General features: G+C 65.6%; 10 protein-coding genes. 6 read left to right on the top strand and 4 right to left on the bottom strand.

Annotation, left to right across the window (positions count from 1 at the left end):
- Window positions 1-7 precede the first annotated feature (7 nt).
- A complete protein-coding gene (locus AADZ78_RS20650; protein WP_085252858.1) occupies window positions 8-721 on the bottom strand; it encodes a hypothetical protein in 714 nt (237 codons plus the stop codon).
- A gap of 160 nt (window positions 722-881) precedes the next feature.
- On the opposite strand from AADZ78_RS20650, the gene AADZ78_RS20645 reads away from it, so the two are divergent.
- Complete coding sequence (locus AADZ78_RS20645; RefSeq protein WP_085252859.1) at window positions 882-2,072, top strand: mannosyltransferase; 1,191 nt, start codon at window positions 882-884, stop codon at window positions 2,070-2,072.
- On the opposite strand, the gene AADZ78_RS20640 is transcribed toward AADZ78_RS20645, so the two are convergent.
- The 3 genes from AADZ78_RS20640 to AADZ78_RS20630 form a co-directional block, all read right to left on the bottom strand.
- Window positions 2,066-3,502 (bottom strand): serine hydrolase domain-containing protein, encoded by a 1,437-nt coding sequence (locus tag AADZ78_RS20640; protein WP_085252884.1) that lies wholly within the window; start codon window positions 3,500-3,502, stop codon window positions 2,066-2,068. The two genes, AADZ78_RS20645 and AADZ78_RS20640, sit on opposite strands and share 7 nt — an antisense overlap.
- A 32-nt stretch (window positions 3,503-3,534) precedes the next feature.
- Window positions 3,535-5,106 carry an alpha/beta fold hydrolase gene (locus AADZ78_RS20635; protein ID WP_085252860.1) on the bottom strand — a complete coding sequence of 524 codons (1,572 nt, stop codon included), beginning with the start codon at window positions 5,104-5,106 and terminating at the stop codon, window positions 3,535-3,537.
- Window positions 5,107-5,169: 63 nt separating this feature from the next.
- Window positions 5,170-5,454, bottom strand: coding sequence for a 4a-hydroxytetrahydrobiopterin dehydratase (locus AADZ78_RS20630; RefSeq protein ID WP_085252861.1), 285 nt, complete (start codon window positions 5,452-5,454; stop codon window positions 5,170-5,172).
- 26 nt (window positions 5,455-5,480) lie between these two features.
- Between AADZ78_RS20630 and AADZ78_RS20625 the strand changes: the two genes are divergently transcribed.
- The 5 genes from AADZ78_RS20625 to narI all read left to right on the top strand — a co-directional run bounded on the left by AADZ78_RS20625 (window position 5,481) and on the right by narI (window position 12,614).
- Complete coding sequence (locus AADZ78_RS20625; protein ID WP_085252862.1) at window positions 5,481-5,873, top strand: (deoxy)nucleoside triphosphate pyrophosphohydrolase; 393 nt, start codon at window positions 5,481-5,483, stop codon at window positions 5,871-5,873.
- 134 nt (window positions 5,874-6,007) lie between these two features.
- Window positions 6,008-9,661, top strand: a complete 3,654-nt coding sequence (locus tag AADZ78_RS20620; protein ID WP_085252863.1) for a nitrate reductase subunit alpha — start codon at window positions 6,008-6,010, stop codon at window positions 9,659-9,661.
- Window positions 9,662-11,254 carry a nitrate reductase subunit beta gene (narH, locus tag AADZ78_RS20615; RefSeq protein ID WP_085252864.1) on the top strand — a complete coding sequence of 531 codons (1,593 nt, stop codon included), beginning with the start codon at window positions 9,662-9,664 and terminating at the stop codon, window positions 11,252-11,254.
- On the top strand, window positions 11,251-11,886 hold the full coding sequence (narJ, locus tag AADZ78_RS20610) for a nitrate reductase molybdenum cofactor assembly chaperone (protein WP_085252865.1): 636 nt from the start codon (window positions 11,251-11,253) through the stop codon (window positions 11,884-11,886). The genes narH and narJ overlap by 4 nt, the downstream gene beginning before the upstream one ends.
- Window positions 11,883-12,614 carry a respiratory nitrate reductase subunit gamma gene (gene narI / locus AADZ78_RS20605; protein WP_085252866.1) on the top strand — a complete coding sequence of 244 codons (732 nt, stop codon included), beginning with the start codon at window positions 11,883-11,885 and terminating at the stop codon, window positions 12,612-12,614. The genes narJ and narI overlap by 4 nt, the downstream gene beginning before the upstream one ends.
- Window positions 12,615-12,668: the final 54 nt, after the last annotated feature.

Below are 12,668 nucleotides of genomic sequence, written 5' to 3'. Positions count from 1 at the left end.
AGGTCGCTCAGGGCAGTGCGGCGAGCAACGTCTGCGGTTGATTCGACGGCGCAGCTGGCGTGGGGGCACCAGCGACCGGCAATCCCGGAATGGCGCCCGATGCCAGCCCCGGCAGCGCGGCCTGGGCAAGACCCGGAATCGCCGACGCCAGGCCGGGAAGCGCCGCCGCGGGCGCCACCGGAGCCGCCGCGGGCGCCAGCGGCGCGGTAATCCCTGGGATCGGAGTGTTCACCCCGGGAATGGGCGGTGTCGCAGGTGCGGGAGCTGGCGCGGCTGCGGCTGGTGCCGTGAGCCCCGGAATCGGAGTGTTCACCCCCGGAATCGATGGAATTGCCGCGGGCGCGGGTGCGGCCGCAGCGGGTGCCGGTGCGGTGATCCCCGGGATCGGCGTGTTGACCCCGGGAATCGAGGGAACCGTCGCGGGTGGGGTGGCGGGAGCCGCCGGCGCGGCCGGCGTCAATCCGGGGATCAGGGAGGTCACGCCGGGTGCGGGGTCGGGCGCTCTGGGCGCGGCCAGCGGCGGGGTGGCGCCCAGAGCCGTAGCGAGGTTTTGCAGGATTTGGGGCGCGTTGGCGGCCGAACTGATCAGCTGCTGCGGAAGGTTGGGAGCAGGCGCCGGCGCCGGTGCCGGGTCTGCGTGGGCGATACCGCCCGTCAGTAGTGCGGCGGACGAGCCGACTAAGACCGCGGCGGCGCGTACGTACGTCCAGATGGTTGGCATGACTCTCCCTGGTTGTCGATGAAGGGTCCCCATAGGGCCTGCGCTCGAAGCTATCGCGGTACAGATGTGACTCAAGTGACACGTGTGGCATTTATTTGATCGTTACTCAGACGAGCGGTTGCGGTGACCCGGCACTTGGGCGGTCGCTAAAGTCGGGCAGATAGACACCACTACAGCCGCCCCGGCGGCACGCGCGGCGCCGCTGCTGTTGGTCCTCAGCATCGCCGCGCGATTCGCCTGGACCTATTTGGCTCCCAACGGCGCAAACTTTGTCGACCTGCACGTGTACCTGGGTGGTGGAGCAGCGCTCGATAGTCCGGGCACGCTGTACAGCTACGTTTATGCCGACCAGACGCCGGATTTCCCGCTGCCGTTCACCTATCCGCCGTTTGCGGCGGTCGTCTTTTATCCGCTACACCTGATGCCGTTCGGCGTGGTGGCATTTCTGTGGCAGGTGGCGACCATGGCCGCGCTGTACGGCTCGGTTCGGCTCAGCCAGCGCCTGATGGGCGTTGCTTCGGCTACTGGGGGCCCCGGCGGCCAGCGCGCCGCGATGCTATGGACCGCGGTCGCCATCTGGCTGGAGCCGTTGCGCAGCACCTTCGACTACGGGCAGGTCAACGTGCTGCTGATGCTGGCGGTGCTGTGGGCGGTCTACACCACGCGATGGTGGCTCTCGGGTCTGCTGGTCGGCGTGGCCTCGGGAATCAAGTTGACCCCGGCGATCGCCGGCGTTTATTTCCTCGGTGTTCGACGCTGGCGCGCCGCCGCGTTTTCGGCGGTCGTCTTCCTTGCCACCATCGGCGTGTCGCTCGTCGTCATTGGGGATCAGGCCCGCTACTACTTCACCGACCTGCTGGGCGACGCTCGCCGGGTGGGACCGATTGCCACCTCGTTCAATCAGTCCTGGCGTGGCGCGATTTCGCGAATCCTCGGTCACGACGCCGGCTTTGGTCCATTGGTCCTGGCAGCGGTTGCCGTGACCGCGGTATTGGCCATCCTGGCCTGGCGGGCGCTCGACTCGTCGGATCATCTCGGCAAGCTGCTGGTGGTCGAATTCTTCGGCCTGCTGCTGTCGCCGATTTCGTGGACCCATCACTGGGTGTGGCTGGTGCCGTTGATGATCTGGCTGCTGCATGGACCGCTGCGGGAGCGCCTCGGGGCGCGGATCTTCGGCTGGGGCTGGTTGGCGCTGACCGCCGTCGGCGTGCCGTGGTTGCTGAGCTTCGCACAACCAACCATCTGGGTGATCAGCCGGCCCTGGTATCTGGCCTGGGCCGGCCTGGTCTACGTGGCGGCGGCGTTGGCGACCCTAGGCTGGATAGCCGCGACGCGCCGAGCGCGCTATTGACGCCGGAAGAGGCGCCCGTGGTTGCGGAACCAAGCGATGTTGCCGTCTGGGCCGCGGACGAAATTAGATCGGGTGCCCACCGGTTTGTTGTCGGGTCCGAGGTCCAGGCCATAGTCAGGCCGGTAGAAGGCCAGCCCCATTGGGCTGCGCGGGTCGCCACTGCCATCGCCCACGGTGCCGTCAAGTTGGCCATTGCCGGGCCGAAATTCGATGACCGCTTGCTCGATAGCGCCGGATTCGTTTACCAGCTCGGCGACGTATCGCCCCTGGTAGGGCGCCAAATCATCGGCGCTGAAGTGCTGCGCTGTGGCGGGCAGGTTGCTGACCCCAGCGAAGCGCCGCAGCGCCCAGTCGTCGGCGAAAAGGTCAATGGCCAGCGCGGCTCCACCTTCGGAATTGGTGAGCAGGGTCATGGCGAAGTTGCGATCGGGCACCAAGAAGAATCCCGAACGCTGCCCGTTCCAGGTGCCGCCGTGCTGCGCTATGGTCACGTTCTCCGCGGATGGCCGCAGCATCCAGGTCACACCCATTCCGGTGAGCTCGACCTGCAGCGTCCCGCCGACGCCCGGATTTGAGCGCATCGCCGTCAGCGCCTGCTGGCTTAACAGCCGAGCGCCGTTGGCTGCGGTGCCGTCGCCAAGGTGAAACCTGGCGTAGCGCAGCTGATCTCGCACATTGGAAATGAGCGCCCCAGTTGGATTGCAGCTACGCGGAAAGGACCAAAAGCCGGTATCGACAACTGGTTTGCCGTCGACCACGTTGTGGGCGACCGCGACATTCAGACCAATTATCTGATCGGAGAAGTAGTGGGTGTGGCCGAGCTGCAGCGGGTCGAGCAGCAAGTTCTGCATCGCCGACTCGTAGGTCGATCCGGTGACGACCTCAATGATCCGGCCCGCCACCACCAAACCCGCGTTGTTGTAAGCGAATACGGCTCCTGGTGGATTTAGCTGCGGTAGCCGAGTCATTGAGGCGACGTAGCGGGCCAACGCGTCATCGCCGCGCCCGAAGTCCTGCACGTCATCACCCATCCAGCCCGGGGTGTGATTGAGCAGTTGGCGAACCGTCACCGTGGCGCTGGCCGCGGGGTCGGCCACGGCGAACTCCGGAAGATAGCGGCGCACTGGAGCGTCCAGGTCCACCTTGCCCTCATCCACCAGTCGCATGATCGCTGTACCGGTGAATGTCTTTGTAGTGGAACCGATCCGGAACACAGTGTCGGCGTCGACAGGTACCGGATGGTCGATATTGGTGACTCCGTAGCCCTTGACATATTGTTGCCCGCCGGCCCAGACGCCAACCGCGGCACCCGGGATCCCGTACGCCTTCATGCCGGCAGTGATCTTGCTGTCGAGCTCGTCAAACGCTGCGGCGAGGCCCGAAGATTTCGACGAGCACGACGACAGGCCGAGTGCCGCTGCTCCCGCCATGGCGCCGCCCAACAGGGCGCGTCGGGTCACCGTCACGGCAGTGGCGGCGCGACGGCGTAGGGCGGTGGCTGCGTCGAGCCGATACAGCTGGTGTCGGGCTGCTGTGGGGCGTTGAAGAACGACGCGATGATCGCGGCGCCGCAGCGGTCGGTGTATATGCCGTGGGCGACGCCCGGGACCGTTACCGAGATGGCATGCGGAAGATGCTGGGCCACATACTGTCCCGATGCCGGTCCGGTCTGCCCGTCATAGCTGCCGGACAACACCAGCGCCGGGAATGTGCCGTCAGCTACCCCGCGCACCCAATCGGCGGCCTTCGGTACATTCCACGCGGAGCAGGCCTGGCGCAGGAACGGTAGTTGCGGCGCTTGGGCGCGCACCGAATCGGGCAGGGCCGCGAAATCCTGTCGGGCGGCCCGGAGTTGGTCGTCTTCGGACTCGAACGGCACCCATTCGCTGCACCAGACGCTCAGGGTCAAGCCCCAGCCCATCATCCCGACCCTGCTGGGCGTCGTCCAGACCCACGCCCAGCGCTGGGCGACCCGCGCCGGATTGCCGTGCGCGAGTTCGTCGATCGCGGCGGGCAGTTCGGCCGGGAAGTGGGTGCCCAGGGTGACCATCCAGTTCAGCAGGGTGCCTCCGTCGATCACCACCTTGGTCTCGCCGACTCCCTCGACGTTGACCGTCGTGGTGGCGGGATGCGCCTCGAGTTGGTTGACCAGCCGGACGAAGGTGTCGCCAAGGTTGGGATAGCGCGCTTGGCATTCCGGTTGTACGGTGCACGCGCTCATCATGTTGTCGAATGCTTCCCGCGCGCTGCCCCAGGTCCAACTTGGACTCGCGATCGACGGCGGTGCCACTCCGTCGAGGACCAGGGACCGGATGCCCGGTGCGTCCAGCCGCGAGTAGATCAATGCCAGGTCGGTGCCGTAGGAGTGGGAGAACATATTCCACTGATTGATGTGCAGCGCATTGCGCAGATCGATCAGGTCGTAGGCGCTCTCGGTGGAGTTGAAGGCCGCCAGGTCGGCGCCGCCGGCAAGCCGGTCGTGGCAGGTCTTTACGGCCTGCACATACTCGTCACCGGTGCCGGTCGCGTCATAGACCAGGCCCACGCGGCGGGCGAAAAGCTGATCGATCTCTGGGCAGGCCAGCGCGGGTTGCGACGAGTGATTGCCGCGTTGCGACAGCAGGATCAAATCCCGGCTGTGGTTGAGTCCCACGCCGTCGGCGATCGGCGGATCCACGATCGCGTCCTCACCCGGTCCGCCCGTGATAAAGACGATCGGGTCCGCGGTCGCCGGCTGGGTTTCCGACGGAATGACGGCGACCGCCAACCGTAGCGTGCGTCCACCCGGCTTGCTGCGATTTTCGGGAACGACCAGGGTCGCGCAATGTGCCGTTCGCAGCTCCGGCACAGGTTGCGGCGTTGCCGGGCAGGGGCTCGGCTGGTACTGCGCCGGCGGGTGCGACATCGTGGTGGGCGCGGCGGCCGAGGACGGTTTGCCGCTAGGGGTTGAATCGGAAGGTGCGCAGGCCGCGCACGTCATCGCCAGCGTCACCGCCAGCGCGAAGCCGACTCGGGCCGATCTGTATAGCGCCATCGCACGACATGCTCACACATCGCAGCGTCTGCAGGGCGCGAAACGCCCGCAAATTTCCTCGGGCTAGCTCCCGATGATGCCGTTGATATCGCGCGCCATGTCGATGTCGTTCTTGGTGATGCCGCCCACGGAATGCGTCACTAGCGCGAAAGTCACCGTCCGCCAACGGATATCGATATCGGGATGATGATCCTTGACTTCGGCGTGCTCCGCCACCCGGCGCACCGCGTCAATGCCGTCGAGAAACGTCGGAAACTTGATCGACCGGCGCAGGGCGCCGTCGGCGCGTTTCCAGCCGTTCAGGTCGGGCAGTGCGGCGTCTACTTGCTCATCCGTTAACACAGCCATAACTCGACGGTATACCGTCACTGGCCATGCCGACCCAGATCGTCGTCGCCGCGGCCATCATCTCCGGCGCGACGGTCCTGGTTGCGCAACGGGGTCGGCCGCCGGAATTGGCGGGTCGGTGGGAACTTCCCGGCGGAAAGGTCGCCGCCGGTGAAACCGAGCGCGCTGCGCTGGCTCGCGAGCTGGCCGAGGAACTAGGGCTCGAGGTCAGCGACGTCATGGTGGGCGACCGCCTCGGCGACGATGTTCGGTTGGATGACACGGCGACACTGCGCGCGTACCGGGTGCGGCTGCTTCGTGGCGAACCGCACGCGCGCGACCATCGGGCGCTGCGCTGGGTTACGGCGGCCGAACTGCGCGATGTCGACTGGGTGCCGGCCGATCGCGCCTGGCTTGACGACCTGACTCGTGAACTCTGAGTACACAGTCCGTTTCCAGCAAACGTACAGGCCCGGTCAAGGTAGCCACCGTCAACTGGAATGAAATAACATTGCAAAACCTTGACCTTGACTTGCATGCCAGAACCGATCCCGATGGTCTCCCGGGCGGCGTCGTGACGACGGTCGGCCCGCTCCCTCGTGTCGGTGGACCGATCGAGGAATTGCTGGCACGCAGCGGTCGCTTCTTCACCCCGGGCGAACTCTCCGACGATCTGCGCACGCTAACCCGGTGCGGCGGGCGTGAGGGTGACGTCTTTTACCGCGACCGGTGGAGCCACGACAAGGTGGTTCGCTCCACACACGGAGTCAACTGCACCGGCTCGTGCTCGTGGAAGATCTACGTCAAAGACGGGATCATCACCTGGGAAACCCAGCAGACCGACTACCCGTCGGTGGGTCCCGACCGACCCGAATACGAGCCACGCGGTTGTCCCCGTGGCGCGTCGTTTTCCTGGTACAGCTACTCGCCCACCCGGGTGCGCTACCCGTATGCCCGCGGTGTGCTGGTCGAGATGTTCCGCGAAGCCAAAGCCCGGCTGAGTGACCCGGTGTTGGCCTGGGCCGACATCCAGGCCGATCCGCAGCGTCGTCGCCGATACCAGCAAGCCCGTGGCAAGGGCGGACTGGTAAGAGTGAGCTGGGCCGAGGCGACCGAGATGATCGCCGCGGCTCACGTGCACACCATCAAGACCTACGGGCCGGACCGAGTCGCCGGCTTCACGCCGATCCCGGCGATGTCCATGGTCAGCCATGCTGCCGGGTCGCGGTTCATCGAGCTGATCGGCGGCGTGATGACGTCTTTCTACGACTGGTACGCCGACCTGCCGGTGGCCTCGCCGCAGGTGTTCGGCGATCAGACCGATGTCCCCGAATCCGGAGATTGGTGGGACGCTTCGTATTTGGTGATGTGGGGCTCTAACGTGCCGATCACCCGGACCCCGGACGCACACTGGATGGCCGAGGCCCGTTACCGCGGCGCCAAAGTCGTGGTCGTCAGCCCAGATTACGCCGACAACACCAAGTTCGCCGACGAGTGGATGCGCTGCGCCGCCGGCACCGACGCCGCGCTGGCCATGGCCATGGGTCACGTGATTCTGATGGAATGCTATGTGCGCAAGCAGGTTCCGTTCTTCGTCGACTATGCGCGCCGCTACACCGACCTGCCGTTCCTGATCAAGCTGGAAGTGCGCGCCGGCAGGCTGGTACCCGGAAAGTTCTTGACGGCAGCCGATATTGGTGAGGAGGTCGAGAACGCCGCATTCAAGCCGGTGCTGCTGGACCAGCTGACCGATACTGTCGTGGTGCCTCAGGGCTCCTTGGGATTCCGCTTCGGCGAGGACGGCGTCGGAAAGTGGAACCTGGACTTAGGTGCGGTAATACCGGCACTCAGCGCTACTGGTGACGGTGGCGCGGAACTCGTTGAACTGCCCAGCTTTGACACCGTCGACGGCCATGGTGAGACGGTGTCACGCGGGGTGCCGGTGCGCCGGGTCGGCGCGCATCTGGTGTGTACGGTGTTCGACTTGATGCTGGCCCACTATGGCGTACGGCGCGATGGGTTGCCCGGCGAGTGGCCCACCGGCTACGACGACCCCACCCAGCAGAACACCCCGGCCTGGCAGCAGCCGATCACCGGGGTGCCGGCGGTGCAGGCCATCCGCATCGCGAAGGAATTCGCCCGCAACGCAGCGGAATCCGGCGGCCGATCCATGGTCATCATGGGCGGTGGCATCTGCCACTGGTTCCACGGTGACGTCATCTACCGCTCGGTGTTGGCGCTGCTGATGTTGACCGGATCGATGGGACGCAACGGCGGGGGATGGGCGCATTACGTCGGTCAGGAAAAAGTGCGCCCGTTGACCGGGTGGCAGACGATGGCCAACGCCAGCGACTGGGTTCGCCCGCCGCGACAGGTGCCCGGCGCGTCGTACTGGTATGCGCACACCGACCAGTGGCGCTACGACGCCTCCGGCGCGGACAAGCTGACCAGCCCGGTGGGCCGCGGCAGGTTCGCCGGAAAGCACACGATGGACCTGATGACCTCGGCGACGGCGATGGGCTGGAGCCCGTTCTATCCCCAGTTCGATCGGTCCAGCCTCGACGTCGCCGACGAGGCACGCGCCGCCGGCCGAAGCGTCACCGATTACGTCACCGAACAACTCGCCCAGCGCAAGCTGAAGCTGTCGGTCACCGATCCCGACGATCCGGTCAACTGGCCTCGGGTGCTTACGGTCTGGCGATCTAACCTGATCGGCTCGTCGGGCAAGGGCGGTGAATACTTTCTGCGACACCTCCTGGGCACCGACTCCAACATCCAGTCCGAAGCGGCCAGCGAGATTCCGGAGGGCAAGCTCGACCTGATGATGTCGATCGACTTCCGGATGACGTCGACGACGCTGGTGTCCGACGTAGTGCTGCCCGCCGCGACTTGGTACGAAAAGGCGGATCTGTCCAGCACCGACATGCACCCCTACGTGCACGCGTTCAGTCCGGCAATCGACCCGCCGTGGGAAACCCGTTCGGATTTTGACGCATTCGCCGCGATCGCGCGGGCGTTCAGCGCGCTGGCCAAGTGTCACCTGGGTACCCGCACCGATGTCGTGCTGACCGCACTGCAGCACGACACGCCGGATGAGATGGCGTATCCCGATGGCACCGAACGCGATTGGCTCGCGACAGGCGAAACCCCGGTGCCCGGACGGACAATGGGCAAGCTCACCGTCGTGGAGCGCGACTACGCCTCGACCTACGACAAGTGGGTGACCCTGGGACCGCTCGTCGACAAGTTCGGCATGACCGTCAAGGGCTACACCGTCCACCCGTTCCGCGAGATCAGTGAACTGGCCGCCAAATTCGGCGTGATGGACTCCGGTGTGGCCGAGGGACGTCCGGCGATCACCACGGCCCGACGGATGGCCGACACGATCCTTGCTCTGTCGGGAACATGCAACGGGCGCCTCGCCGTCGAGGGGTTCCTCGAGTTGGAGAAGCGCACCGGGCAGCGGCTGGCTCATCTGGCCGAGGGCAGCGAGGAGCGCCGCATCACCTACGCCGACACCCAGGCACGTCCGGTTCCGGTGATCACCAGCCCGGAATGGTCGGGCAGCGAGACCGGGGGCCGCCGTTATGCCCCGTTCACGATCAATATCGAGCACCTCAAGCCGTTTCACACCCTGACCGGGCGGATGCACTTCTACCTCGCCCACGACTGGATCGAGGAACTCGGCGAACAACTGCCGGTCTACCGGCCGCCGCTGGACATGGCGCGGCTGTTCGACGCACCTCAGCTTGGCCCAACCGAGGATGGAATCGGGCTTACCGTGCGGTATTTGACGCCGCATTCGAAGTGGTCGTTTCACTCCACCTACCAGGACAACCTTTACATGCTGTCGTTGTCCCGTGGTGGCCCCACGATGTGGATGAGCCCGGGTGACGCGGCGAAAATCAAAGTCCGCGACAATGATTGGGTCGAGGCGGTCAACGCCAATGGCATTTACGTGTGCCGGGCGATCGTGTCGCACCGCATGCCCGACGGTGTGGTGTACGTCTACCACGTACAGGAACGCACCGTGGACACGCCGCGCACCGAGAGCAACGGCAAGCGCGGCGGCAACCACAACGCGCTCACCCGCGTGCGCATCAAGCCCAGCCACCTCGCCGGTGGCTACGGCCAGCACGCGTTCGCGTTCAACTACCTGGGTCCCACGGGCAATCAGCGCGACGAGGTGACCGTGGTGCGCCGCCGCAGCCAGGAGGTGACCTACTAAGTGAAGGTCATGGCGCAGCTGGCGATGGTGATGAACCTCGACAAATGCATTGGCTGCCATACCTGCTCGGTGACCTGCAAGCAGGCGTGGACCAATCGCCCCGGAACCGAGTATGTGTGGTTCAACAACGTCGAAACCCGGCCCGGTGTGGGCTATCCGCGTACCTACGAGGACCAGGGTCGGTGGCGCGGGGGATGGATGCGGGATGCCAAGGGCCGGCTCCGGCTACGCGACGGTGGACGCTTCGCGAAGCTGCTGCGCATCTTCGCCAACCCCAAGCTGCCAAACCTCGGCGACTACTACGAGCCGTGGACCTACGACTACGAGAACCTGACCCAGGCGCCGGCCGGCGACACCTTCCCGACGGCCGCGCCGCGCAGCCAGATCACCGGCGAGCCGATGAAGTTGTCGTGGGGCTCGAATTGGGACGACAACCTCGGCGGCTCAACGGAAATCGTGCCCAGCGACCCGATCCTGCGTAAGGTCAGCGAGCAAGTGAAGCTCAAGCTCGAAGAGACCTTCATGTTCTATTTGCCGCGCATTTGCGAGCACTGCCTCAACCCGTCGTGCGTGGCCTCGTGCCCGTCGGGGGCGATGTACAAGCGCGCCGAGGACGGCATCGTGCTGGTCGACCAGGACCGCTGCCGCGGCTGGCGGATGTGCGTGTCCGGATGTCCGTACAAGAAGGTGTATTTCAACCACAAGACCGGTAAGGCCGAAAAGTGCACGCTGTGCTATCCGCGCGTCGAGGTGGGGTTGCCGACGGTGTGCTCGGAAACCTGTGTGGGCCGGCTGCGTTACCTTGGCTTGGTTCTGTACGACGTCGACCGCGTGCTCGAGGCGGCGTCGGTGGAGAACGATACCGACCTGTACGAGGCACAGCGCCGAATTCTGTTGGACCCCAATGATCCCGAGGTTATCGCCGGGGCCCGCCGGCAGGGTATTTCCCAGGAGTGGATCGAAGCCGCGCAACGCTCGCCGGTGTACGCACTGATAAACACCTATAAGGTTGCGCTGCCGCTGCACCCGGAATACCGGACCATGCCGATGGTTTGGTACATCCCGCCGCTGTCACCGGTGGTCGAGGCGGTCAGCCACGACGGGCACGACGGCGAGGACCTGGGCAACCTGTTCGGCGCGCTGGAGGCGCTGCGAATTCCGATCCAGTACCTGGCCGAGCTGTTCACGGCGGGCGACACGGAGGTGGTCGCAGCAGTGCTGCGCAGGTTGGCGGCGATGCGGTCCTATATGCGCGATATCAACCTGGGCCGGGATACCCAGCCGGACATCCCGCAGGCCGTTGGGATGACCGAGGAACAGATCTACGAGATGTACCGGCTGTTGGCGATCGCGAAATACGAAGAACGCTACGTCATTCCGACGGCCTACGCCGCGGATGTACCCGGCGCGGAGATGGCCGACGACATGGGCTGTTCGTTGTCGTTCGACGGTGGACCGGGCATGTACGAACCTGGGCCGGTGCCGGTCGCGGTCGAAACCTTCCATGCGCAGCGGCAGCGGCAGACAAACCTGCTGAACTGGGACGGCAGAGATAAGCCCGCGGACCTATTCCCGGAGCGGGTAAATCGATGAAGCTGGCGTCGCGCGTCAGGGCGATGCAGGACCGACTGATATGGCAGGCGGCCTCCTTGCTGCTGGCCTACCCGGATGACGGCCTGGCGCAACGACTTGGCACCGTCGATGAGCTGCTGAGCCACGTCAGTGGGCCGGCGGCGGGGCTGCTGGCCCAGACGGCGGCGGCGCTGCGTGCTCGCGAGCCTATGGCCGCCGCGGCGCACTACGTCGAGACCTTCGACATGCGCCGGCGTGCCACCATGTACCTGACGTACTGGACCGCCGGCGACACCCGCAACCGCGGCCGGGAAATGCTGACCTTCGCCACCGCATACCGCGACGCTGGTGTCGAGCCGCCACACCAAGAGGCGCCGGATTACTTGCCCGTCGTGCTCGAATTCGCCGCAACCGTCGCACCCGGCGCCGGCCGCCGGTTGCTCACCGAGCACCGGGTGCCGATCGACGTGTTGCGTAGCGCGCTGGCCGACGCCAACTCCCCGTACGAGCACACCGTGACGGCGGTCTGCCAGACGTTGCCGGCGGCCACCGACCAGGACCTGCGCCGGGCACAGCATCTGGCGGCTTCCGGTCCGCCTGGGGAAGCCGTTGGGCTGCAACCGTTTACCTTGAGAGTCCCGCCGAAGACATGAACCTCCTCGAAATCTTTTGGGACGACGCGCCGTACGTGGTGCTGGCGATCGTTGTCGTAGGCACCTGGTGGCGGTATCGGTACGACAAGTTCGGCTGGACCAGCCGCTCGTCGCAACTGTACGAGTCCCGGTTGCTGTCGATCGGTAGCCCGCTGTTTCATTTCGGCAGCCTGGCGGTCATCATGGGACATGTTGTGGGCCTGCTCATCCCGGAGCCATGGACCCGCGCGATCGGGATGAGCGATCACCTGTACCACCTGCAGGCGCTGATGCTCGGCATCCCTGCCGGGGCGGCCACCATCCTCGGCATTGGGCTGTTGATCTACCGGCGGCGCACTCGCGGCGCCGTCGCAATTGCCACCACCCGCAGTGACGTGGTGATGTATCTGGTGTTGGTGTGCGCGTTGGTGGCGGGCATGAGCTGTACCCTCCTGGGCGCCACCCACTTCGGCGAGCTGCACGACTACCGGCAGAAGGTTTCGGTGTGGTTCCGGTCGATCTGGGTGCTCGATCCGCGGGGGGATCTGATGGCCCACGCCGCGCTGTACTACCAGATACACGTGTTCATCGCGCTGATGTTGTTCGCGCTGTGGCCGTTCACCCGACTGGTACACGTGTTCAGCGCGCCGATCGCCTACCTGTTTCGGCCCTACATCGTCTACCGCAGCCGCGGGGTGGCCGACAAGGATCAGTTGGTCGGTTCAGCGCCACGCCGGCGTGGTTGGTAGCCGCGCCCGAGATTCACACTCGACTGAGCTGCTCGGTTCGCTATTGATGGGCCT

Source organism: Mycobacterium riyadhense (assembly GCF_963853645.1).
Taxonomy (GTDB): domain Bacteria; phylum Actinomycetota; class Actinomycetes; order Mycobacteriales; family Mycobacteriaceae; genus Mycobacterium; species Mycobacterium riyadhense.
Note: the sequence above shows the minus strand (reverse complement) of the source record. Positions and strands in the feature narration are given on the sequence as shown.

What these genes read in the sequence shown, in the direction of transcription:
- narJ (WP_085252865.1), top strand. Translation starts at nt 11,251, where the DNA reads ATGAAGCTGGCGTCGCGCGTCAGGGCGATGCAGGACCGACTGATATGG.
- narI (WP_085252866.1), top strand. Translation starts at nt 11,883, where the DNA reads ATGAACCTCCTCGAAATCTTTTGGGACGACGCGCCGTACGTGGTGCTG.
- AADZ78_RS20635 (WP_085252860.1), bottom strand. Translation starts at nt 5,106, where the DNA reads ATGGCGCTATACAGATCGGCCCGAGTCGGCTTCGCGCTGGCGGTGACG.
- AADZ78_RS20650 (WP_085252858.1), bottom strand. Translation starts at nt 721, where the DNA reads ATGCCAACCATCTGGACGTACGTACGCGCCGCCGCGGTCTTAGTCGGC.
- AADZ78_RS20640 (WP_085252884.1), bottom strand. Translation starts at nt 3,502, where the DNA reads ATGGCGGGAGCAGCGGCACTCGGCCTGTCGTCGTGCTCGTCGAAATCT.
- AADZ78_RS20630 (WP_085252861.1), bottom strand. Translation starts at nt 5,454, where the DNA reads ATGGCTGTGTTAACGGATGAGCAAGTAGACGCCGCACTGCCCGACCTG.
- AADZ78_RS20625 (WP_085252862.1), top strand. Translation starts at nt 5,481, where the DNA reads ATGCCGACCCAGATCGTCGTCGCCGCGGCCATCATCTCCGGCGCGACG.